Origin of the sequence: Serratia sp. CY31944, assembly GCF_052169175.1 — a bacterium.
Classification (GTDB): Bacteria; Pseudomonadota; Gammaproteobacteria; order Enterobacterales; family Enterobacteriaceae; genus Serratia; species Serratia sarumanii.
Genome location: NZ_JBJNLG010000004.1, coordinates 164239 through 187700 on the forward strand (window position 1 = coordinate 164239; position 23462 = coordinate 187700).

The 23462-nt window shown below is 58.8% G+C and carries 20 protein-coding genes; 5 read left to right on the forward strand and 15 right to left on the reverse strand.

Annotated elements, in window-relative coordinates; translation table 11 throughout:
• Window positions 1–11: 11 nt before the first annotated feature.
• The 3 genes from ACJ8IN_RS06315 to ACJ8IN_RS06325 are packed head-to-tail and all read right to left on the reverse strand — an operon-like array spanning window position 12 to window position 4066.
• Window positions 12–1310 carry a c-type cytochrome gene (locus ACJ8IN_RS06315; protein WP_060428241.1) on the reverse strand — a complete coding sequence of 433 codons (1299 nt, stop codon included), beginning with the start codon at window positions 1308–1310 and terminating at the stop codon, window positions 12–14.
• A gap of 27 nt (window positions 1311–1337) precedes the next feature.
• A complete protein-coding gene (locus ACJ8IN_RS06320; RefSeq protein ID WP_308325735.1) occupies window positions 1338–3596 on the reverse strand; it encodes a xanthine dehydrogenase family protein molybdopterin-binding subunit in 2259 nt (752 codons plus the stop codon).
• Window positions 3593–4066 (reverse strand): (2Fe-2S)-binding protein, encoded by a 474-nt coding sequence (locus tag ACJ8IN_RS06325; RefSeq protein ID WP_033634592.1) that lies wholly within the window; start codon window positions 4064–4066, stop codon window positions 3593–3595. The genes ACJ8IN_RS06320 and ACJ8IN_RS06325 overlap by 4 nt, the downstream gene beginning before the upstream one ends.
• Window positions 4067–4552: 486 nt before the next feature.
• On the opposite strand from ACJ8IN_RS06325, the gene ACJ8IN_RS06330 reads away from it, so the two are divergent.
• Entirely contained in the window at window positions 4553–5287 is a 735-nt protein-coding gene (locus ACJ8IN_RS06330) for a MurR/RpiR family transcriptional regulator (RefSeq protein WP_033648369.1), read from the forward strand.
• Between the two features lie 130 nt (window positions 5288–5417).
• A complete protein-coding gene (locus ACJ8IN_RS06335) occupies window positions 5418–6854 on the forward strand; it encodes a 6-phospho-beta-glucosidase (RefSeq protein ID WP_101426945.1) in 1437 nt (478 codons plus the stop codon).
• 70 nt (window positions 6855–6924) lie between these two features.
• Here the strand turns inward: ACJ8IN_RS06335 and ACJ8IN_RS06340 are convergent, their stop codons facing one another.
• The 3 genes from ACJ8IN_RS06340 to ACJ8IN_RS06350 all read right to left on the reverse strand — a co-directional run bounded on the left by ACJ8IN_RS06340 (window position 6925) and on the right by ACJ8IN_RS06350 (window position 11198).
• Complete coding sequence (locus ACJ8IN_RS06340; RefSeq protein WP_308325736.1) at window positions 6925–8103, reverse strand: 4-hydroxybenzoate 3-monooxygenase; 1179 nt, start codon at window positions 8101–8103, stop codon at window positions 6925–6927.
• A 4-nt stretch (window positions 8104–8107) separates the two neighbouring features.
• The gene (locus ACJ8IN_RS06345) at window positions 8108–9463 is read right to left on the reverse strand and encodes an MFS transporter (RefSeq protein WP_308325737.1); all 1356 of its coding nucleotides are present in this window, start codon (window positions 9461–9463) and stop codon (window positions 8108–8110) included.
• A gap of 385 nt (window positions 9464–9848) precedes the next feature.
• Entirely contained in the window at window positions 9849–11198 is a 1350-nt protein-coding gene (locus ACJ8IN_RS06350; RefSeq protein WP_197846981.1) for a D-serine ammonia-lyase, read from the reverse strand.
• Between the two features lie 81 nt (window positions 11199–11279).
• On the opposite strand from ACJ8IN_RS06350, the gene ACJ8IN_RS06355 reads away from it, so the two are divergent.
• Window positions 11280–11462: a hypothetical protein gene (locus ACJ8IN_RS06355; protein ID WP_154610409.1), complete on the forward strand. Its 183-nt coding sequence runs from the start codon at window positions 11280–11282 to the stop codon at window positions 11460–11462.
• Here ACJ8IN_RS06355 and ACJ8IN_RS06360 read toward each other — a convergent pair.
• The 8 genes from ACJ8IN_RS06360 to ACJ8IN_RS06395 all read right to left on the reverse strand — a co-directional run bounded on the left by ACJ8IN_RS06360 (window position 11459) and on the right by ACJ8IN_RS06395 (window position 19328).
• A complete protein-coding gene (locus ACJ8IN_RS06360) occupies window positions 11459–11932 on the reverse strand; it encodes a VOC family protein (protein ID WP_033634598.1) in 474 nt (157 codons plus the stop codon). The two genes, ACJ8IN_RS06355 and ACJ8IN_RS06360, sit on opposite strands and share 4 nt — an antisense overlap.
• A gap of 10 nt (window positions 11933–11942) precedes the next feature.
• Entirely contained in the window at window positions 11943–12293 is a 351-nt protein-coding gene (locus ACJ8IN_RS06365) for a DUF1428 domain-containing protein (RefSeq protein WP_033634599.1), read from the reverse strand.
• Between the two features lie 104 nt (window positions 12294–12397).
• Window positions 12398–13840: a GGDEF domain-containing protein gene (locus ACJ8IN_RS06370; protein WP_094860098.1), complete on the reverse strand. Its 1443-nt coding sequence runs from the start codon at window positions 13838–13840 to the stop codon at window positions 12398–12400.
• A gap of 435 nt (window positions 13841–14275) precedes the next feature.
• A complete protein-coding gene (locus tag ACJ8IN_RS06375; protein ID WP_060428230.1) occupies window positions 14276–15595 on the reverse strand; it encodes an NAD(P)/FAD-dependent oxidoreductase in 1320 nt (439 codons plus the stop codon).
• A gap of 249 nt (window positions 15596–15844) precedes the next feature.
• On the reverse strand, window positions 15845–16534 hold the full coding sequence (locus ACJ8IN_RS06380) for a GntR family transcriptional regulator (protein ID WP_033648377.1): 690 nt from the start codon (window positions 16532–16534) through the stop codon (window positions 15845–15847).
• 96 nt (window positions 16535–16630) lie between these two features.
• Window positions 16631–16936 (reverse strand): hypothetical protein, encoded by a 306-nt coding sequence (locus ACJ8IN_RS06385; protein WP_049233240.1) that lies wholly within the window; start codon window positions 16934–16936, stop codon window positions 16631–16633.
• On the reverse strand, window positions 16914–18416 hold the full coding sequence (locus tag ACJ8IN_RS06390; RefSeq protein ID WP_049233238.1) for an aldehyde dehydrogenase: 1503 nt from the start codon (window positions 18414–18416) through the stop codon (window positions 16914–16916). Before ACJ8IN_RS06390 ends, ACJ8IN_RS06385 begins: the two co-directional genes overlap by 23 nt.
• 9 nt (window positions 18417–18425) lie before the next feature.
• Complete coding sequence (locus ACJ8IN_RS06395; RefSeq protein WP_154610415.1) at window positions 18426–19328, reverse strand: dihydrodipicolinate synthase family protein; 903 nt, start codon at window positions 19326–19328, stop codon at window positions 18426–18428.
• A gap of 384 nt (window positions 19329–19712) precedes the next feature.
• On the opposite strand from ACJ8IN_RS06395, the gene yddG reads away from it, so the two are divergent.
• Window positions 19713–20630 carry an aromatic amino acid DMT transporter YddG gene (yddG, locus tag ACJ8IN_RS06400; protein WP_033648380.1) on the forward strand — a complete coding sequence of 306 codons (918 nt, stop codon included), beginning with the start codon at window positions 19713–19715 and terminating at the stop codon, window positions 20628–20630.
• 216 nt (window positions 20631–20846) lie between these two features.
• The gene (locus ACJ8IN_RS06405) at window positions 20847–22232 is read left to right on the forward strand and encodes an MFS transporter (RefSeq protein WP_039566025.1); all 1386 of its coding nucleotides are present in this window, start codon (window positions 20847–20849) and stop codon (window positions 22230–22232) included.
• Between the two features lie 30 nt (window positions 22233–22262).
• Here the strand turns inward: ACJ8IN_RS06405 and ACJ8IN_RS06410 are convergent, their stop codons facing one another.
• Window positions 22263–23282, reverse strand: coding sequence for a GlxA family transcriptional regulator (locus ACJ8IN_RS06410; RefSeq protein ID WP_060428228.1), 1020 nt, complete (start codon window positions 23280–23282; stop codon window positions 22263–22265).
• Window positions 23283–23462: the final 180 nt, after the last annotated feature.

The window sequence follows — 23462 nt, forward strand, 5'->3', positions numbered from 1 at the left end:
GCCCCCGACGGCTATTTCTGCGCGGTTTCGGCGCGCAAACGGCTGACCTGCGCGGTCAGATCGAGCCACGGCGCCTGACCGGCGTAGTGCTGCCGCAGATAGTTGAGCAGGATGGCGATCTGCGCGTCATCCAGGTTATGGCGGAAGCCCGGCATATAGCCCAGTTCGGCGTTCGCCGGCCGCTGTATGCCATCCAACACCACGCGAATGGCGTTGTCCGGCGCCTCGGCGAACAGGTTGGTGTTCAGCGCCAGAGAAGGCCGCACCCCCGCCATCTGCGCGCCCTTTTCCTGCGCATGACAAGCCATGCAGGCGCCGGAAAACAGCCGCGCGCCTTGCGAGCTCAGGGGCTCGACCTGCCGCTCCGCCTTAGCGTTCAACGTGGCCGCCGTCGCGCCCGCCGCCGTTTCAGGATGATAGCTGCGCAGATAGACGGCGATCGCCTGCAGATCCGCCTGCGGCAAGCGGGACAACCCTTCTTCGATCACCGGCGCCATTGGGCCGGCGGCCACGCCGTGGTTGGCCGAGTAGCCGGTACGCATGAAATCGACCAGATCCTGCTGCGTCCAATCGAGCGGCGCGGGCGAGCGGCCGGTCAACGCCGGCGCCGTCCAGCCTTCCGCCACGCCGCCGGCCAGGTGGTCGCTACCGGTTTTCTCGCCGAACAGCACGTTGCGCGGCGAGTGGCAGGCGCTGCAGTGCCCCAGCCCTTCGGCCAGATAAGCGCCGCGGTTCCAGGCGGCGCTTTGGGCCGGGTTTTCCTGCATCGCGCCCGGCGTCAGGAACAGCAGGTTCCAGGCGAAGATGCCCTGGCGGATATTGAACGGAAAGTGCAGATCGGTGGCCGGCGGCCGATAGTTGACCGGCGGTTGCGACATCAGGTAGGCGTACAGCGCCTGCAGATCGTCGTCACTCGTGCGGGTAAAGGCGGTATAGGGAAACGCCGGATAAAGGTAGCGGCCCTGGCGATCGACGCCGTGGCGCATGGCGCGTTCAAACGCCGCGTAGCTCCAGCTGCCGATGCCGGTTTCCACGTCCGGCGTGATGTTGGTGGTGTAAATGGTGCCGAAGGGGATCGCCATCGCCAGCCCGCCGGCGTTGCGCTCGCCGCCCGAACGGGTGTGGCACACCGCGCAATCGCCAAGATCGGCCAGCGTTTTGCCGCGCGCGATCTGCGCCTCGCTGAAACTGTGCGTCGCGTCGGCGGAGAGCGGCGCGATTTCCGGTTGCCAGCTGGCGACAACGCCGGCCACCACCACGGCGATCGCCGTGAAGCCACCCCACCCGACGATTTTTTTCATCTTACTCATTATGGCTGTCCTTGTTCGTGACGGGGATTAATGGCCGGCCTGGGCGCGCAGCGCGGCAAGCACCCGCGCCGGCGTAAACGGCACCTCGCGCAGGCGCACGCCGAGCGCGTCAAACAGCGCGTTGCCGATCGCCGCCGCGCTCGGCACCGAGGCGGATTCTCCGGCGCCCATCGGCGCTTCCTCCGGGCGATCGATCAGCTGGATATCGATCTGCGGCAGTTCGTCGAAGCGCAGGATCGGATAGCCGCCCCAGTCTAATGACGTCACCCCCGTCTCGTTGAAGGTCACAAACTCTTTCAGCACCCGGCTGGCGGACTGGATGACGTTGCCGTGCACCTGATGACGCACCCCGGCCGGATTGATCATGCGGCCGCAGTCATGCGCCACGAAGATTTTATCGAGCGTGATCTGCCCGGAGCGGCGGTTGACGCTGAGATCGCACACCCAGGCCGCCCAGGCGGCGCCGAAGCCGGGGAATTTGCTGTGAAAATAGCGCGCATAGGCGAAGCCGCGGCCGCTCACCACTTCGGCGCCGGCGGCGCGCGAGCGGTGCGCCGGGCCGTCTTGCCAGTTCGCCTGCCGTTTCAGGGCTTCAATCAAGGCCACCGCGCGCGGATCGTTCAGATAGCGCAAACGAAACGCGATCGGATCCTCGCCGGCGCGCCAGGCCAACTCGTCGATCCAGGACTCATGGGCGAACACGTTGGGCAGCGCAGAAACGCCGCGCATCCACGAAGCCCGCACGATCGGCGCGGCGTCCTGGCAGATCACCCGCATGTGCGGATACTCGTATTGCGGAATGGCGGTGCGATCGCCCATCTGCTGCACATCGGCCCGGTTGGCTACTTTGCCGGTCAACACCAGCGGCAAGGTCACGGCATTGTTGGAGGGATAGCTGGTTTTCAATTCGTAGGCCGCCACCCGGTTTTGCGCGTCGAGGCCACCGCGCACCCGAATCAGCTGGCCGGTGCCCTTCGGCTCCCAACCGGATTCCTGTTCGCGCATCAGCTGCACGCGCACCGGCCGGCCGGTGGCCCGCGCCAGCAGCGCCGCGTCCGCCGAGACGTCGTCGGCGCAGTTGCGGCCATAGCAGCCAGAGGCCTCCATGCGGGTGATGTGCACCTGCCCAGGCGGCAGCTCGAGCAGCCTGGCGATGTCTTTGCGCAGATCGTGCGGGTTTTGCGTGCCGGACCACACCTGCGCCCGCCCGTCTTTGACTTCCGCCACCGCGCAGGAAGGGCCAATCGAGGCGTGCTGATGGTAAGGCCAGACATAGTCGGCCTGCACTTCGGTATGCAGCAATGCCAGCGCGGCGTCCGTGCCCGCGTCGTCGCGCAGCACGCGGTCGGTTTTCGGATTGGCCTCCAGCGCGGCGGGCAGCGCTTCCGGCGACAGATCCGGCAACCCGGCCCAGGGTTTCCATTCGGTTTTCAGTTGGCGCATGGCGGCGATCGCCTGCTCCTCGCGCTCGGCCACGATGCCGATGAAATCGTTGATCACCACCAGTTTCACGATGCCCGGCAGGTGCGCGATCGAGCTTTCATCCACCGACAGCAGGCCACCGCCCAACGGTGCGCTGCTGTCGGCGCCTACGTATGGCGGGCGCACCACGCGGCCATGCAGCATGCCGGGCAAGCGCAGGTCGTGGACGTAGGTCAGCCCACCGCTGACCTTGGCCGGAATATCGACCCGGGGCACGGCGCGGCCCACGTAGTGGTTCTGCCGTTCGCTGTTCAGCTGCACGTTTTTATCCAGCATCACGTGCAGATTTTGCCCACTCGCCAGCTGCGCATAGCTCAGCGATCGCCCTGGGTTCCTGGTCACAAATACCTGCCCCGCCGCCGCCGTCAGCTGTTCGGCCGGCAGTTCGAAGGCTTTGGCCGCCAGCGCCGTCAGCAGGTGCCGCACCTGCGCCGCCGCCTGCCGCAGCGGCACTGAGGTCACCTGAAGGGTGGCGCTGGCGATGGTCGGCCCCTGATCCGGCGTGCGTTGCGTATCGCCAAGGATCATCGTGACGTGATCAAACGGCACGCAAATTTCATCGGCGACGATCTGCGCCAGCGCGGTGCGAATGCCGGTGCCCAGATCGACGTGGCCGTTGAACGCCGTCACCCGGCCGTCGGCGCTGAGGCTGATAAAGCTGTCTACCCGATCCAGCGGCAGATCGACGGGCGATGTCACCGACTCGGCGGCGAAGGCGCTCAATGGCGCAGGCAGCAGGCTGCTGACCATCACCACACCGCCGGCCTGCAGCAGCTGGCGGCGGGTCAGTTCGAGGCGGCTCATGCTTGCCTCCGCGCGGCCAGCAGATCGCGGGCGCGCTCAGCGGCGTGCAAGATCTCGATATGCGTGCCGCAGCGGCACAGGTTGTAAGCCAATTCTTTCTTGATGGTTTGTTCGTCGGCCTGCGGCTCGCGTTCGAACAGCGCGACCAGCGTCATGATCATGCCGTTGGCGCAGTAACCGCACTGCGCCGCCTGCTCATCGATAAACCCTTGCTGTACCGGATGCGGCGCTTCCGCGGTGCCCAGGCCTTCCAGCGTGGTGACGGATTTGTTTCCTACGGCGGACAGCGGCATTGAGCAGGAGCGTGCGGCGACGCCGTCGATCAGCACCGTGCAGGCGCCGCACTCCCCCAGGCCGCAGCCGTATTTGGGGCCGTTCAATTGCAGATCGTTGCGTAAAACATACAGCAGCGGGGTCTCGGGCGAGATATCGCCGAGTGGAACCACCCGGCCGTTAACATTGATTTCCATGGTGAAACTATCCCTTAAGCAAACGGATTTAATCCGTAACATCACTGCGATGAATAATTTCGCAGCGTGCTAATAATTATCATCAAAAGACTTGATAATGTTAAGGGAATGTAGCCGTCATGGCTTTAACGAAAAGTGGGTATTTTCTATAAATTTCCTATAGATAAGCCCGGTTTTATGATTGCGCGCCGCGATTATTGGCGTTCGTCAACGCGGCCTCGGCGCCATAACTTTGCCGATCTTTCACTTTAGAAAGCAGAAACCGGCATTTTGCCGCCGGGATCCGCTGACTTATGCTAACCCGGTGTGATGAAACGCGTTTTCATGGCATGTCTTCCGGAACGTTTTGCTTTATTTGTTCGTCGTGAACCCTGGGCCGCGCCTGACTGGTGCGGCTTTTCTTTTTGCCCGGCAGTGCCAGCGGCGGTGAATTTTGCTATGTTAAGCCGCAGATAAGCTTCCCGTTTTCAGCCGCCGGACCGACTCATGTTTACCCATAAAGCAATCGCCGAGCTCAACGCCCTGGAGCTGATGGTTTATAACTACGTCAGCAAACACAAGAATCAAGTGATGTACATGACCATTCGCGAGCTGGCCGAGGCCGCCGGCGTGTCCACCACTACCGTGCTGCGGTTTTGCAAGAAAATGGGCTGTGACGGCTATTCGGAATTTCGCATCCGTTTCAAGCTGTATCTCGAACAGAGCGATGCGCCGCCGGTCGATTCCGGCATCGGCGAAATCCTCAGCTTTTTTAAAAGCGTCAGCAACGATGAGTTTAATCAGCTGATCGATCAGGCGGTGCAGCATATCGCCGCCGCCGAGCGAATTATTTTCGTCGGCATCAGCACCTCAGGCGCATTGGGGAAATATGGCGCGCGTTTTTTTTCCAACGTCGGGAAATTCAGTACCCACATCGACGATCCTTATTATCCGGTCAACAGCGACATGTATAAAAACGCGGTGGCGATCGTGCTGTCGGTTACCGGCGAAACCGAAGAGATCCTGCGGCTGGCCAGCCAGTTCAGCCTGCACCACTGCAAGATCATCAGCATTACCAACAACGAAACCTCTTCGCTGGCGCGGCTGGCGGACTTCAACCTCTCCTACCACGTTCCGCAGCATTTGATCGGCGGGCATCACAATATCACCACGCAGATCCCCGTACTTTACATTATTGAAACCATCGGTAAACGGCTCGGGCATATTAATTCGGCAAAATAAAACAGGCTGTTTTTTTATTGTGACAAATCACTTCCCACGGTGATTTGTTATATCGTGACATTTCTTTCGCTCTTGCTACTCTATTCTCAATGCAGCGTTATTACCCTTCATTAAATAAACCGATGAGACATTGACGATGAAACAGTTGCCGAAGGATTTTCTGTGGGGAGGCGCGGTCGCCGCGCACCAGGTTGAAGGCGGTTGGGATCGGGGCGGCAAAGGGCCCAGCATCGCCGACGTGCTGTCCGGCGGCTCGCACGGCGTGGATCGCGTGATGACCGACGGCGTGCTCGACGGCTATCGCTACCCCAACCACGAAGCGGTGGATTTCTACGGCCGCTATAAGCAGGACGTGGCGCTGTTCGCCGAGATGGGCTTCAAATGCTTCCGCACCTCGATCGCCTGGACGCGCATCTTCCCGAACGGCGACGAAGCGGCGCCGAACGAAGCTGGCCTGCAGTTTTACGACGACCTGTTCGACGAACTGCTGAAATACGGCATCCAGCCGGTGATCACCCTGTCGCACTTCGAAATGCCTTACCATCTGGTGAAGGCCTACGGCGGCTGGAAAAATCGCCGGGTGGTGGAGTTCTTCGTGCGCTTCAGCGAGGTGGTGATGCGCCGCTACCGCGAAAAAGTGAAGTACTGGATGACCTTCAACGAGATCAATAACCAGAGCAACTACCGCTATCCGCTGTTCGGCTACTGCTGCTCCGGCGTGGACTACACCCGGGAAGACAACCCAGAACAGGCGCTGTATCAGGTGCTGCACCACCAGTTCGTCGCCAGCGCGCAGGTGGTCAAACTCGGCCATCAGATCAACCCGGAATTCAAGATCGGCTGCATGCTGGCCTGCGTGCCGTTCTACCCGTACTCCTGCAAGCCGGACGACGTGATGTACGCCGTCGAGGCGATGCACCAACGCTATCTGTATACCGACGTGCAGATGCGCGGTTACTACCCAAGCTATCTGCTGCGCGATTGGGAACGCAAAGGGCTGAAGATAGAGATGCAGCCGCAGGACGCGCAGATCCTGCGCGAAGGCTGCACCGACTACATCGGCTTCAGCTATTACATGAGCAACGCCCTGCAGGCTAACGCGGTGGACGGCAGCGACGGCATGTTCGGCTTCCCGGGCAACGTGCCGAACCCGCACGTCAAGGCCTCCGACTGGGGCTGGCAGATCGATCCGGTCGGGCTGCGCTATTCGCTGAACGTGCTGTATGAGCGCTATCAGAAGCCGCTGTTTATCGTGGAGAACGGCTTCGGCGCCTTCGACAAGGTGGAAGCGGACGGCCAGATCAACGATGACTACCGCATCGACTATCTGCGTGCCCATATCGAAGAGATGAAAAAAGCGGTGATTGAAGACGGCGTAGACCTGATCGGCTACACGCCGTGGGGCTGCATCGACTGCGTGTCGTTCACCACCGGCGAGTACAGCAAACGCTACGGCTTCATCTACGTCGACAAACACGACGACGGCACCGGCACGCTCGAGCGCTCGCGCAAGAAGAGCTTCGACTGGTACCGCCGGGTGATCGCCAGCAACGGCGAACAGCTGTAACCGCACGCAGGCAATCAGGGGGCCCTGCTCGTCGCACGCCGCCCATGCCTCACGGCATGGGCATTTTCGCTTATAGTGCCGGGAATGGCGCCCCGACATAATTCTCCGCCAGCATCGTCATGGCGCTGCGCGATTTCACCGTGTATTGCAATTCTGACAGTTGCAGCCGATGCTCGAAAGGCGTGTCGTCCCGACGAGTATGCAGCATGTGGGTCATCCACCAGGAAAAATGCTCTGCGCGCCAGACCCGCTGCAAGGCGGTGTCGCTGTACTCGTCCAGCCGTTGCCAGTCGCCTCGCCGGTAAAACGTTTCCAGCGCCTGGGACAACAGGCAGACATCGGCCATCGCCAGATTCAGCCCTTTGGCGCCGGTCGGCGGCACGATATGCGCCGCGTCGCCCGCCAGCAGCAGGCGTCTGTAGCGCATCGGTTCTGTAACGAAGCTGCGCATGCCGACCACGTTTTTCTGGAAGATACGGCCCTTTTTCAGCGCCCAGCCTTCATGGTTTTCCAGCCGCTGTTCCAGTTCGTGCCAGATGCGGTCGTCCGACCATTGATCGACCTGTTCCGCCGGATCGCACTGAAAATACATGCGCTGTACACCGGCCGAACGGGTGCTGATCAGCGCAAAGCCGCGCGGATGGCAGGCGTAGATCAGCTCATCGCTGGAGGGCGGCGCTTCGACCAGAATGCCGAACCAGCCGAACGGATAGATGCGGGTGTAATCCTGCCGCAGCCCGCCGGGCATCGCCGCGCGGCTGATGCCGTGGAATCCGTCGCATCCGATGACGAAGTCGCAGCGGAGCTGGCGCGGCTGGTCTGCGTGACGGTAGTGAACCTCGGGCTGCGCGTTGTCCAGCGCCTTCAATTCAACCTGCTCCACCTCGAAAAACAGTTGCCCCTGCGCCGCCACACGCGCGGCGATCAGGTCTTTCAAGACTTCGTGCTGGGCATAAACGGTGACGGCGCGGTCGGTCAATTCCGCCAGATCGATGCGGTGCTGACGGCCACCGAATGCCAACCGGATGCCCTGATGCCGCGCCCCTTCCCGCCGCATCCGTTCTCCCAATCCGACCTGGTTGAGCAGATCGACCGTCCCTTGTTCGAGCACCCCGGCGCGAATGGTCGATTCCACCGCCGCCCGGCTGCGCGTTTCCAACACCACCGAATCCACGCCATGCAGATGCAGCAGATGAGACAACATCAAGCCGGCCGGTCCGGCGCCGATTATCGCAACCTGTGTGCGCATAGTATTATTCCCTCACAGCATTTTTATTGAGCGGCGCCGGCAGCGCCGGGTAGCCGGAAAGGTGTTTGGCGATCAACGCCAGCGCCGCGATCAGCGCCGGGATGGCCAGCAGTGTGAATATGGTGCTGAACGACAGTTGCATCTGCATCAGCGCACCACCGCTCATCGCCCCCAGAATGCCGCCAAAACGCCCGAGACCGAGCATCCATGCCACGCCGGTCGCCCGGCTCTGGGTGGGATAAAATCCGGCTGCCAGGGCCGGCATGGATGACTGCGCGCCGTTCATGCAGGTGCCGGCGATGAACACCGTGATCGCCATCAGCGGCGGGTAGCTATAGACAAAGCCGATGATGCCGACGAACAGGCCGGTGAGCAAATAGCCGACGGCCACCACCTTGTGCGGGTTCATGCGATCCATCAACCAACCGATAATCAATACGCCAAGCCCCCCGCCGAGCGGAAACAGCGCGGTGATCAGCGACGACTGCGTGACGGAAGCGCCGGTTTCACGGATCAACAGGGGCAGCCAACTGGTCAGCAGATAGAAAATCATCAACCCCATAAAGTAAGTCAGGCACAGCATCAAGGTGCCCAGCAGATAGCGACGGGAAAAAATCATCCCCAGCGGCGAGGCCGCCTTTATCTGCCCCTCTTCCTGCAACATGAAATGCGGCGTCTTTGGGAGTGGCGCAATGCGCTTCAACACTTTGGCGATGCGTTCTGCGGCATAGCCGCGCGCAACCATAAAGCGCGCGGATTCAGGCAAGGCGGCGATCAAGACCAGCGCCAGCAGCAGCGGCATGACGCCACCCAGCACCATCACGCTCTGCCAGCCGAAATGCGGGATCAGCCAGGCGGAAGAAAAGCCGCCCAGCGATGAGCCGAGAGGAAAACCGCAAAACATTAGATTCACCATCAAAGCCCGGCAGCGCTGAGGCGCATATTCCGACATCAGCGTGGCGGCATTGGGCATGGCCGCCCCCAATCCCAGCCCCGTCAGGAAACGCAACAGCGTCAGCGTCGACAGCGAGCCGGCGAAGGCGGTCAGCAAACTGAAGCCGCCGAACAGCAGCAGCGAGATCACCAGCACTTTCTTACGCCCGATGCGATCCGCCAACGGCCCGGCGGCCAACGCGCCCACCGCCAGGCCGACCAAAGCAGCGCTCATCACCGGCCCCAGAGAGGTTTTTTCTATTCCCCATTCCTGCACCAGCGACGTGGCAATGAAACCGATAATGGCGGTATCGAAGCCGTCCAGCGCTACCGCTAAAAAACACAAAACCAGTATCAACCACTGGTAGCGAGAAAATGGCTGGTCATCGATAAACCCTCGGATTTCTACGTTGTTATCGTGTGGCATGGCTTGCTCCTCAGGGGGTGCGGCAACCCTCACCGCACAGAACAACCGGTTGCGTACCGGCAAGAGGGTTAATTTGTGCGATTATCGGAACATAGTTCGTTAATCGACAATTAAATCAAACCACCCCACGGCGAATGCTTCAATATTGTTAAAACAATAAGCGTGCGATAAACGAACATCAGAGGACGGTAAATAAAATAATTTTATTTACTATTAATGGGATGGGTTTGTTTTTTCCGTTACCACAGAATGAGGGTTTGTGATTCAATTAACATTTTAGAAACATTGGCGCTACCCTGTTTGGCGCTGACCATCGGCCTGAAGGCACGGACGCTTTTCGAACGGCGCTCGCCCTCTAAAAAGGGAGCGAGCGCAAGAAACGCCCTTATTGACTCAGAGACGCCTGCCCGGCGGAAATGGCGAGGTACTTCGCCATTTCCGCCGGCGGCACCATGCCGCCACCGGTCGCCCACACCAAATGCGTCGCCTGCGTCAGGCTCTCTGTGCTCACGCCTTGTTCGCTGAGCTGCCGCGCCTGGGCCGCAACGCGCCACGGCCCGGCCATGCCGGCCAGCGCGGACGGCTCCAGCTGGATATGCTCGTGCTTGTCCAACAGCCCGAGCAGCGCAAACATCTCTTCGTCGCTCAGGGTGTAAAATGCGCTCAACAGGCGCTCCATCGCCCGGCCGACAAAGCCGGAGGCGCGTCCCACCGCCAGCCCGTCCGCCGCGGTGCGGTTATCGATGCCAAGATCCTGCACCGCAATGCCGTCGTGCAGCCCGCTGTAAACGCCGAGCAACATGCAGGGCGAATGGGTCGGCTCGGCGAAAACGCAGTGAACATGGTCGCCGAAGGCCAGCTTGAGGCCAAACGCCACGCCGCCCGGCCCACCGCCGACGCCGCACGGCAGATACACGAACAGCGGATGCTGTGCGTCCACCACGATGCCCTGTTGGTCAAACTGCCGCTTCAGGCGGCCGCCGGCCACCGCGTAGCCGAGAAACAGGGTTTGCGAGTTTTCATCATCGATAAAGAAACAGCGCGGATCGCTCGCCGCCTGCTTGCGCCCCTGCTCGACCGCCACGCCGTAATCTTCGGCGTACTCCACCACCGTGACGCCGTTGTCGCGCAGCTTTTGCTTCTTCCACGCCCGCGCGTCCGCCGACATGTGGACGCTGACGTCAAACCCCAGTCGGGCGCTGATGATGCCGATAGAGAGCCCCAGGTTGCCGGTCGAACCGACGGCGATGCGGTACTGGCGGAAGAACTGGCGAAACTCGTCGGAAAACAGCCGGGCGTAGTCGTCGCCGATCTGCAGCAGCCCCGCCTCCAGCGCCAGCGTCTCCGCGTGCGTCAGCACCTCGTAAATGCCGCCGCGCGCCTTGATTGAGCCGGAGATCGGCAGATGGCTGTCCTTTTTCAGCAGCAGCTTCCCGCCAAGCCGCAGCCCATAGCGCCGGTCCAACGCCTGCTGCATGGCGGGGATCGCCACCAGCTCGGATTCGATGATCCCCTTTGTCGGCCGGGTTTCCGGGAAGGCCACGGCGAGATAAGGCGCAAAGCGCGCCAGGCGCTGCTCCGCGGCGGCGACGTCGGCGGCGGTCAGGCCGACATGGGGCAAGCCTGCGGCCAGCGTTGTCGCGCGCGGATTGAACCAGGTGATAGGCTCGAGGGCGACCATTCGTTGCAACAGCGGATGCTGCGCAACCCACGGTTGAATCTGTGATTTTTGCATAAGTGTCCCTGACTGATTTGGCGTTGCCGTCACCATGCCGCGAACGCCGGCGGCTGACAAATGATAAATACTGAGCTTGAGATGCAACAGATTGATGCAAGCGCGGCGCTACCCGGCCGCGACACCAAACCAGATCAGAATACCCGCCACGCCCGGCAAAATCGGCGCACCGCCGGTTTTCGCGGCGGTGCCGCCGGGAATGCCGAAGGAAACCAGCGCCGATGCGTTAAGTGCTGCGCTCTCGATGCATCTTTTATCCGCTAACCCCGCGCCGCCGCTTCCAGGCCGGCGATGTCGATTTTGCCCATCAGCAGCATCGCTTCCGTGACCCGCCGCACGCGGGCGGCGTCAGGATCGTTCATCAGTTCGGTCAGGCGCCGCGGCACGATCTGCCAGCACAACCCCCAGCGATCGCGCAGCCAGCCGCACTGCTCCGCCTCGCCGCCCACGCACAACGCGTCCCACAGCCGGTCGACCTCCGCCTGATCGTCGCATTCCACCATCACGGAGAAGCTGTGGTTGAACGGATCCAACGGCCCGGCTTCGATCGCCGCATAGCGCTGGTCGCCCAGGGTAAAGGAAGCCAGCTTCACGCTGCCGGCCGGGCCGCTCGGCGTATCCGCCGGCAGATCGGAAAACCAGTTCACGGACGAACCGGGGATCAGCGCGACATAGCAATTCAGCGCCGCCTCCATGTCTTTTTCAAACCACAGATGTTGCGTAATTCTGGCCATCTGCGCCTCCTTAGGTATCGAGGATCGGCGCGAACCCGCCAAAGATCATGCGCTTGCCGTCAAACGGCATCTCGCCCAGCGCCTTCATGCGCGGATCGTTCATCATTTTCTCGTTGGCGGCGTCGCGCACCGCCTTGGAGGGGTACTCTATCCAGCTGAACACCACCACTTCGCCTTCCTGCGCCTTCACCGCGCCGCGAAAGTCGGTAAGTTTGCCGTCGGGCACATCATCGCCCCAGCACTCCACGACGCGCGTGGCGCCAAACTCTTTAAACAGCGGCGCCGCTGCGGCCGCCAACCGGTGATATGCCTCCTTATTGGCGGCCGGCACCGCCACCACAAACCCGTCTACGTATTTCATTCTGATATCCTCTTGTCTGATTAAGGACAGTCGGTTCAGCGCGGGCAAAGTAGTCCGCGCCCCCTACCAGTTTAGACGGCGGGCGTGCGGCACGGATCGGAAGTTCAGCGGTCAGGATCGTTCGGCGGGCAAGATTCCGGCGTGGCGACCCGGTTACGGCCGGCGTTTTTCGCTTTGTATACCGCCAGATCCGCCAGTTTGAGCAGGTCGGCCAGGCTGTGGCCGGAACCGCCCGGGCAGGTTACCATGCCGATGCTGACGGTGATCTGCAGCGGATGGCCGGCCGGCATGGTGATCGATTCCGCCTCAATGCGTTGCCGCAGCCGTTCGGCCAGCTGCACCCCCTGCTGCGGCTGGCCGAGCGTCGAGACGATGGCGAACTCTTCCCCACCCATGCGGCCGAACAGATCATCGACGCTCAGATCGGCGGCAATCGCACGGGTAAACGCCATCAGCGCCTGATCGCCACCGGCGTGGCCGAAACGGTCATTGATCGATTTGAAGTAATCGATGTCGAGCATCATGACGCACACCAGCTCGCCTTTCTGGTCTATCACTCGCTCGCCGCGCTGCATAAACGCATTGCGCGTCAGCACGTGGGTCAACGCATCGTGACTCGCCACGTGCTCCAGCGTGCGCAACAGCGCGTTGCGCGCATAGTTCATGCTGGCGACGGCAATCGGCCCCAGCGCCAGCAGCGCGATGCCCAAACGCATCGATACCGTGTTCTGCAGCACCTTCATGTCGAGCGTGGTGCTCAGCAACCCGAAATCGATCGCCAGATGGCACCACAGCACATAAACCAGCACCGCGATCATGGTGCTGAACAGCGAAAAGGACATCGCCAGCCACAGGAGCACCGGCATGGGAAAGATCACCGCGCCGGGGCCGCCGATCAGCACGCTGCAGACCGCCGCCAGCGCCAGCAGCGCCAACACCGCCATTTTCCGCCCCGCCTGCGGCCATTGGCTGCGCTGCGTCAACATGGCGCAGGCCACGCGCAGGCGATAGCGCCAATCAGCGGGAAACACCAGAATAAACGGCATCAGCGTGACGTAGTTGGTGAATTCGGACGAGAACCACAGCGCCAGCGAGGTTAAATAGGGCCTGCCGAACAGCCACTGCGAGACTCCCGCGCCCACTACACCGGTCGCGGCGGCGGCGGCCAGGCAAATACCGAACAGGTACATGCTGGAGGCGCCGCGCTGTAGCATGCGCGCCGGCGGCGACAGCCGCATGAACAGCAGATACCCCACCACCACGCCGGTCAGATTGGCAGCGTTCAGCAGCAACGCCTTTTGCAGCGAGCTGCCGGTCAGCAGATCCGCCGCCAGATACCCCAGCACCGCCATGCCCCAGCCGGCGCGCGTAGCCCACTGCGGGCAGCGCACCAGAACCGCCAGCAGAACGGCGTTTACCGGCCAGAATACCGCCAAAAATCCGACGGGACGGCTGACGATGCCCAGCAGGCAAGCCGCGAACACCAACAAAAAGACGGTGAGTGCGGGCCAGATTTTCCGGGTTTCGGACAACGAGGTGGTTTGCATCTTGGATCCAGAGACTTCTGCTGTGTAAGGTGACAATCTGTTCGTGTCACAACCGTCGACGATGAGGAGAAGATAAGCGGCCGACCCGCCTATTATTGCCAGTTTTAGCGGCCCGAGCACCTGTTTATTCATCAAGGGAAAATATATTTGTGTATCAATGTATTGACGGCAGTTGCTCGTCTGGCGCAGAAACTGCTGAAGCAGCCACGCCCAAGCCGGCCTGACACCGGCAAAAACCGCCGTCTTGTTCCTAAAAAGTAAAATAAGATTGGGTGATGTGCGGAGATTTTTTCCCCCCCCACGTCAAAGCGCCTTGCGGTACATCACAAAACCGGGGCGCTCCGCCATCTGGTCATACAGCAGCATGGCGGTCTGGTTGGTTTCGTGGGCATTCCAGTAAACGCGCGGCAACGATGATGGTTCGGGTGAGAAAGACTAAACTTCTGAACCTGCTCTATATTGTCCCCATTTCAGCACCGAATTAACGCCGATGGAGAGGAACGGCTCCGGCGGGGTTTTATTCGGGCCCGGTGACGCCACAAGGAAGTCGATCAACTCATTGCGCTCACCGGCAATCATATCCGCCAGCAGTTTGCCGGTAGCCGTGCCGCGCGTGATGCCCAACCCGTTGCAGCACAGCGCGCCGTACACGTTGGGTGCCAGCTGGCCGAAGAAACCCTCATGATTCTCCGACAGACAAATAGCCCCACTCCAGGAATAGGCGAAATCAACCTGGTCAAGCGTCGGAAAACGGCGCTCAAAGGATTTACGGTGGTTAGCGATAAAGTTCTTCAGATGGTGCTCGCGCGGACGACCATCAGGGTGGAAGCTGAAGCTGTTGCGTACCAGTATGCGGTTATCTACCGTCCGGCGTACGGTGCTGCCAAACGGATGCGCGGGGATAACGCCCCAGACCGGTTTGCCGCCCAGCCGGGTCTGCTCATCGGCAGTCAGCGGACGGGTCAGGCTACCGTACAGAAAGGTCGGCAACAGGCGTCCGCGCAGGAAGCCAAAGTGCGACGCAAATGCGTTGTTTGCCAGAATCAACTTATCTGCCGTGATGCTGCCTTTGTCATGCACCAGCGTCACTTTGTCGCCATAATTAATAGCCGTGATCGGCGTATACTCGTAAAGCGTCACGTTCGATGGCAGATTGTTCGCCAGCCCTTTCACCAGCGCCGACGGTTGCAGCAGGATAGTGCCGGGAATATAAAGCGCCTGTTTGTAGTAACGGGTGCCGATGTGGTCAGGTAGATCCTCGCCCGTTATCATCTGCGTTTCGCGGCCAATCTTCTCTAGCCCGCGGCGGTAGGCCTCAAGAATCGCCACGCCCTGCTCGCCCACGGCAGCTTGATATTTCCCGGATTCTGACATCTGACACTCAATTACGTGCTCCTGCACAATAGCACGCAGATAGTTCTGCCCCAGCGTATTGAGCTGCAGGATAAGCCTGGCGGTTTTGACATCGCCGATGTAGTCCTTGGCGCCGATATCGTGCGGCACATCAATGGCAAAACCCGCATTGCGCCCGGCAGGGCCATAGCCCACTTCCTGCGCTTCAATCAGTACAATTTCATCGTCAGGAAAATGGATCGCCATCTGGCGGGCGGCTGCCAGCCCGGTTAACCCGGCCCCCACAATGGCCCAGCGAGCGTGTTTTTGCCCCACGTGAGCAGGCCGTGGGGGGCGAGATGGGCTGGTGTGATACCACCCTGGCAGGGCGTCATCAGCAGGGAGAGAAGTGATCTTTTGCACGCTGTTTACTCCGGTTCGCTGTTATTTTTCTTTTGCGCTTAGCAGGTCAGTAAGCACGGTATGAACTCATGTTATCCATGTCGAAAAAATGAATACGTGATGAATATCTCATGTATATAACAAGTATAAAAATAGTTAAATCCAGGTTAATTTAGACGTAGAAAAGCCCCGAGCGAGTAACGCTCAGGGCGTGTTACGATTTGAAAGTAGCCCCCAAGCGAATGCCTGGGAGCACGCCATCAGGTGGGGTTATTCAGGTGACTGGATGCGCTCATCGGCCTTGAGTCCCTGCGGCGCAATAAAGATCTCCATGTTTTCCCGGGAGAGTTCCCAGTGTTCGAACACCAGATCCACTACCGCCTGCTCATCGTGCGCTTCCAGTGCGACGATAAACGCATCGTGATGATCGGCAGCCAGTTGTAAACGCCGCTCCATGTCATCATTACGTGGACGGAAAAAGGTGTGACCGATACGACAATGATCGATCAGCAAGCGTCCGAGGCTCGGTTGCAAATAGGGGTTAGCCGCCATTTCCCCCATGATCTCGTGAAAGCGGTTGTTCTCCAGAGCCAACGCTTCGACATCATGGCTCTGAACCGCTTTGCGAAAGCGCTTTTGAGTTTCTTTTAGCGCCTTCAACTGCGCGGGTTTGTAGTGCTGAGCTGCAAGGCGCCCGGTGGCCGCATAGATCATCGGTGCCACCAGGAAAAAGTTGCGCAGCGTGGCATGGCTCATGGGAATCACGCGTACGCCCCGCTTTTCAACGATCTCGAGATACCCTTCACCTGCCAGGCGCTGAAACACTTCGCGCACCGGTGTCCGTGACAGGCCGTACTGAGCGGTCAGACTGGCTTCATCCAGCAGCTCATCCGGGTCGAGTTCCATCGTTAAGATAAGCCGCTTGAGATCCTCGTACAGCGCTGTCTTACCCGTTCTCATTACCGCCTCCTGAAAATCGACCCGTGATGCTTAACTATGATGCTGCTTAACCTACAGATAAAGGTAAGCTACGGCAAAATTTATCCGCAACGGCGATCACGTTCTGTGCATTTTACTGGCTGTCCGGTAAATCAGCATCAGAACCGGTTCCGGGTCCCGATCGGGCGAATGACGCAGGATCTCCCCACGCAGCCAGACAATTTCACTGTCGGCGCGCTGATGGAAAGATCCCATCTCCCGAGCATTCTTTAGCCATTTAATAATAAAGGCATTTTTTTGCCGGTTGGAGGTAATGCGTCCCAGCTTCTTCGACAGCCCCACCGCCACCAGAAGACAGAAATAGAAATGGATTCTGTCTTCCAGGCCGCGAAGCACGGCTTCAGGCGTCGTCTTCAGCAACATCAACCCAGATGGTCTTCAGCTCGGTGTACTGGTCAAGCGCAAACACTGATTTATCGCGACCGCCAAAACCGGACTGCCTGTAGCCGCCAAACGGCGTGGTTGCGTCCCCCTCTCCGAAGCAGTTCACGGTCACTGTTCCGGCGCGAATAGCGCGAGAAACGCGGATGGCGCGATTAAGCTTGCCGGTATAAACCGACGCCGCCAGGCCGTATGGGGTGTCGTTGGCCAGCGCGATGGCCTCGCCTTCGGTTTTAAACGTGGTGACGCACAGCACCGGGCCGAAGATCTCCTCCCGGAACAGCGCGCTTTCCGGCGTCACGCCATCGATGATGGTCGGCTGCACGTAAGCCCCCTGCTTCGTGTTACCTCCGTGCAGAATAGGTAACCCTTCCTGGCGCGCGATATCAAGATAGCGGCTCACCTTACTAAAGTGCTCAGGAGAGATCATCGCACCCAGCCGATTGCGCGGATCGAACGGGTTACCCATCGTCCAGTTACCGATTTGCTTCGCCATCTCCGCCAACAGCGCTTCCTTCACATCTTCCTGCACCAGCAGGCGCGAGGTCGCGGAGCAGTTCTCGCCCATGTTCCAGAACGCACCGTTAAGCACATGTTCGGCAACCGCAGCGATATCGTCGGCATCGTTAAACACCAGCGCCGGGTTTTTGCCGCCGCACTCCAGCACGACCTTTTTGAGATTGGATTCCGCCGCATAGTGCAGGAAGCGACGTCCGGTGGCGGTGGAGCCGGTAAAGCTCACCATATCAATATCCGGATGCAAACCAATCGGCTCGCCGACTTCTTTTCCGGTACCGGTCACAATATTCAATACCCCCGCAGGAACGCCCGCTTCAAACGCCAGTTCAGCCACGCGCAGCGACGTCAGAGACGTTTGTTCAGCCGGTTTCACCACCACCGAACACCCTGCCGCCAATGCCGGGCCAATTTTCCAGGCGAGCATCAGCAGCGGGAAATTCCACGGCAGAACGCAGCCCACCACGCCAATCGGTTCACGCACTATCAGCGCCATCGCATTATTGCCTACCGGCGCCGTGTGGTCGTAAAGCTTGTCGATGGCTTCCGCATGCCACTTCAGCACATGGATAGTCTCCGGTACGTCCACCGCCAGACACTCGCTGACCGGCTTACCGCTGTCGAGGCTTTCCAGCACAGCCAGCGAGGCGAGCTGCTGTTCCATCAGCGCCGCCAGTTTTAGCAGCACCGCCTTGCGTTCGCCCGGAGCCAATTTGCTCCAGCTTCCGGCCTCAAAGGCTGTGCGAGCCGTGCTCACCGCCGCGTTAACGTCGGATTCATCGCAGGCAGCAAGATTTACGATGGCTTCACCGGTCGCCGGGTTGTACGTCGTCAAGGTTTTACCGGAACGCGCCGGGGCGAAACGGCCATTGATAAACGCCTTGTCCGGAAGCGTAAGTTCATGCGCCAAGCGCGTTACATCGTTGAGTGTCTGAAGCTGTTTCATTTCGCCCCCTTACGCCGCCGTAGCCGCAGCCACGTTGCGTTTCACCCCGGCAATCACCACTTTCAGCTGTGCTTTCTCTTCTTCGTCCAGACTTTGCAGCGGCGCACGCACCTGGCCCGAGGTCAGACCGTTCAACTCGCAGCCATAGCGGATGGACTGCACAAACTTTCCGCCGTCGAGGAAGTTCATCAGCGGCATCATGGCGGCCATAATTTTGCGGCCTTTCGCGAAGTCCTTTTCCACTACGCAAGCCTCATACAGCACCACGTGTTCACACGGAATAAAGTTAGAACCGGCGCACACCCAGCTGCGTGCTCCCCAAGCAAAGAACTCCAGCGCCTGATCGTCCCAGCCGCAGGAGAGCGCAATGTTCGGAAATTTACAGGCCAGCAAATGCAGGTTATTGAAATCGCCCGAGCTTTCTTTAATGGCGACCACGTTGGACGAGCGGCTTACCTCGCGGAAGTAGGTTTCACCCATGGTGATCCCCATACGGCCTGGGTAGTTGTAGAGCATGATCGGCAGCTGCGCGGCTTTATCCACTGTTAGCGCGTGATGGGCATTTTCCTGCTCTGTAGGCAGCGCGTACGGCGGCGAGGTCACCAGAATAGCGTCGGCTTTAATCTCGCGGGCATGCTTCGCGTAGTCCACCGCATCTTCGGTACGGATTGCCCCGGTTCCAACAATCAGCGGCAAACGGTTGCCAATGACTTGACGCGCATGCTCGGCCAGCGCCTTACGCTCTTCGGCGCTCTGGGCATAGTATTCGCCGGTTGAACCGCCAATGATGATGCCGTGAACTCGAGCTTCAATCAGGGATTCCAGCACATCCGCAAAGCGGGCGAAATCAATACTGCCATCGGCCGCGTAAGGGGTAATTGCCGGGGTGTAGATACCTTCAAATGTCAACACGATAACCTCCAGGGGGGGATTCACGACCGCGATGGTCTGTTCAGCAGCTCGAGGCTGCGTTTGTTAAGAATTTGCACACAGATGTGAAAGGGGTCAATGAATGAATATTTTTTGTATACATTGAAAATACAAAGTAAATACCAATGAGTAGTAAAATCCTACACCGATGTTATTTTTAATCATTAATAATCAATAAATTAAAAGTTAAACTTTGATGTAGTAATTTTATACATGATTTCAGATAACGATCACATTCCGGAATTTTTGCCTCCAGAGACATATTTACAGCACCAATACGGAGGCATAGCTTTAAGTCTGGATTTAACCAGAATTTAACAGCAAGCCGGTTCGGTTGTGATGGAAATGTAAATAGAGGTACAGGGTATGCCCCAGAAAAAAGCGACGCTCATCGGACTGATAGCCATCCTGCTGTGGAGCGCAATCGTTGGGTTGATTAAAAGCGTGAGCGAAGGTTTTGGCCCGGTGGGCGGTGCGGCGCTGATCTACACCTGTAGCGCAGTCCTGCTGTTATTCACCGTTGGCTTCCCGAAATTGCGGCTGTTTCCACCGAGCTATCTGATCCTCGGCAGCATCCTGTTTGTCTGTTATGAACTCTGTCTGTCGCTGTCGCTGGGCTTCACCCATTCCGGCCGTCAGGCCATTGAGGTCGGGATGGTGAACTATCTCTGGCCGAGTATGACCATATTACTGTCGGTTATCGTGAACCGACAAAAGACCAGCCCGCTGATTATTCCGGGCGTCATTTTAGCCGTCGCCGGAATTTGCCGGGTATTAGGAGGCGAACAGGGTTTCTCTTTCACTGAGATGACCCATAACGTAATGGAAAATCCGCTCAGTTATGGCCTGGCATTTAGTGGCGCCATTATTTGGGCAATATATTGCGTGGTCACCAAAATCATCGCCAATGGCAATAACGGCATTACCCTGTTCTTTATTTTGACCGCACTGACGTTATGGGGGAAATACCTCACTTCCCCGCAACCAGAATTTATTCTCTCCTGGCATACATGGATAAGTTTATTGCTGGCCGCCATCGCCATGGGGTTTGGTTATGCCGCCTGGAACGTCGGCATTCTACACGGCAATGTGACAGTGCTGGCGGCCGCTTCGTACTTTATCCCGATTATCTCGGCGGTACTGGCTGCGGTTATGTTGAAGTCACACCTGAACATCGCGTTCTGGCAAGGCACTGCCATGGTGAGCCTGGGCTCGCTGCTCTGCTGGTGGTCTACCCGCAGTTCTGCGCCGAAAGCCTTACCTGTAATAAAAGAAAGTAAGTAAGACCCTAATAATAAAAAACATCTTACCCGACCATCCTGCACCGGAGGAGTATTTATAATGAACGACCAAAATTAGCAGAAAAAATATTCATTACGTTCGATTTAACAATATTACCTGACCTACATTTAAACCGCGATCGTCGGATTAGCGGCAATGGCTTCGTGTACCCGTTGCAGGCCGTTAATCCGACGACATCGGGGAAAGACAGGAGTTACCATGTCAAATACCATTTCTGTAGAAGACGTTCCCCTTAACCGCTTTCACCGGTTGCTGACCGTGCGTTCGGGAGGTGGATCCTTTGTCGATGGCTACGTGCTCAGTATTATCGGCATCGCCATGATGAAAGTCTCACCTGCCCTCGGTCTGAGCGCATTCTGGGAAGGATTGATTGCCGCCTCGGCGCTGATCGGTATCTTCTTCGGTGGTTTTATCGGCGGTGCGCTGACTGACCGTCTTGGCCGCCGCGTACTCTATTTCGTTGGGCCGACGCTGTTTGTCGTCTGCTCTCTGGCGCAATACTGGGTGCAAAGCGGTGAAGTGCTGTTTGCGCTGCGCTTTATGAATGGCGTTGCCGTCGGGATTGAATACCCGGTCGCGACCGCTTTCCTGGTGGAGTTTCTGCCGAAGAAAAACCGCGGCCCCTGCCTCGCGACGCTGACCATCCTCTGGTTCGCAGGCGCAGCCGTGGCGTACCTGGCCGGCGAAGCCATTCTTAATTTTGGTGGGCCTGACGCCTGGCGCCTGACGCTGGCGAGTACGGCCGTCATTGGCGCTCTGCTGTTCATCGTGCGTCTGGGCACCCCTGAATCCCCGCGCTGGCTGTTAAGTAAAGGCCGCCATGCCGAGGCAGAAGCGATCATCCGCCGCGTTTACGGCCCTGAGTTTGGTCTGGATAACTTACCGGTACAGGCTGAAAGCAAAAACCTTTCTTTTGCCAACCTGCTCCATTCCGGTTACGGCAAGCGCATGGCGTTTGTGGCGATTTTCTGGACCTGCTCCGTCATTCCGGTATTTGCCGTCTATGCCTTTGCCCCTAAGGTGCTGGATGCGCTGCACCTCAGGGGCAACTGGGCATCCTATGGATCCGTTGCCATTACCCTGCTGTTCGTGGTGGGCTGCGTCATCGCGACTCGCCTGATTAATGTCCTGGGACGCCGTAAGCTGCTGCTGCACAGTTTCCTGTGGTCAGGCCTTGCGCTGTTGCTGCTAGGCTTTCTGCGTGATGGTCCGTCTGCGGTGATCCTGCTGATGTTCGGTCTGTACGCGTTGTTCATCGGAGGGGCGCAGGTGCTGCAGTTGGTCTATCCCAATGAGATCTTCCCGACTGAAATTCGCGCCGGTGCCGTAGGCGTAGGGACGTCGCTGTCGCGCATCGGCGCGGCGGTGGGCACCTGGCTGGTGCCGCTTTCGCTGCAGAATATTGGGATTGGTCCGACGATGTATATCGCTGCAGCGATCACCTTCTTTGGTCTGATAGTGTCGTGGTTTATGGCACCGGAAACCAATGCACGCAGTCTGGAAGACGCCTCCTCATTAGAGGAGGAACCTCCGCGTAACAAGGTTTCAATGCAGGGGGTCATGCCGAAACGACACTCTCTTTGATTCACCAGGGCTGCATAACTGCAGCCCTATTTACTCCTTCACCAACTTTTCCACTTCCCTGCGTCGCTTGCGGAACGAACTCGGTGTCTCACCGTATTGCTTACGAAACCACGAAATGAGATGCGACGCGTCCGAAAATCCGGTCGCGGTGGCAATTTCGTTAATACTGTTACTTGAATCGGCCATCAGCTTCCGCGCCTGCTCCAACCGCATACTGCGCCAGTAAACGGCTGCTGAGTGGCCAGTGCATTTGGTGAATATCAGATTGAGCTGACGAAAGGTCACCCCCGCAAAATCCGCCACGTCGGCGAGCGGGATCGGTGAATCAAGGTGCTGTTTCATAAATTCAATTACCTTACTGACCCGTTCGTTCTCATACACATCCGGCGCATTAAGCGGGGCTTTCTGCTTCGCCTTTCCGGCAGGTTGCGGTGCGTCCATCAGTAAGTATTTCAGTACCTTCTGCGAGCGTACCAGGCCGCAATGCTGACGGATCAGATCGGCCGCCAGGTCAATTGCCATGCCGCCCGGACAGGAGATAATCCCGCCGTCTTTAATATAGGTTTTGTCGATTACCGGAATGGCTTTTGGAAAACGAAGCCGAAACTCGTCGCGGGTAGTGAAGTGGATCGCGCAGTGATGATCATCCAGCAGCCCGGCGTTACCGGCAACGAACGCACCGCTGCACAGCGTAATGATCGGAATATTGCGGGCGTGCAGATCCCGCAGCGCCTGTAACAACCATTCTGGCGGGTTGCGAGTCTCTTCGAGCAATCCGCCAGCGACCACGAAATAGTCCCAGTCTCTGGAAAAATCGAGCTTCGCAGTCGGTGATACCGGCAAACCGCAGCTGGCAGTGACCGGCCGATCGTCGCAGGTCATCCACTCCCACTGGCAAAAAATCTGCCGGCTGGAGAAGGATTCATCCGCCGCAAAGCGCAGAGATTCCACCAGGCCGGCAACCGAAGCCAGCGTAAATTGCTTCATCAGCAAAAAACCCATTGTCAGGTCGGGTTTTGGCTCGATGTTTTTTTCATAGGCGTTCTTCATCAGACTCCTGCAATCCTCCAGCTTGTTCAGAAGACATTACGGATCGGCGATGTCCCGAGTATTTAGACCAACGGCGATCGGCTTCTCGGCGCTATTGCCCAACTTTTTACTGGTCGCATAACGTTTTCCACCAGTATGGCGTACTACCCTGCGCGGCGCTTAGGTGCATTAATGGACAAT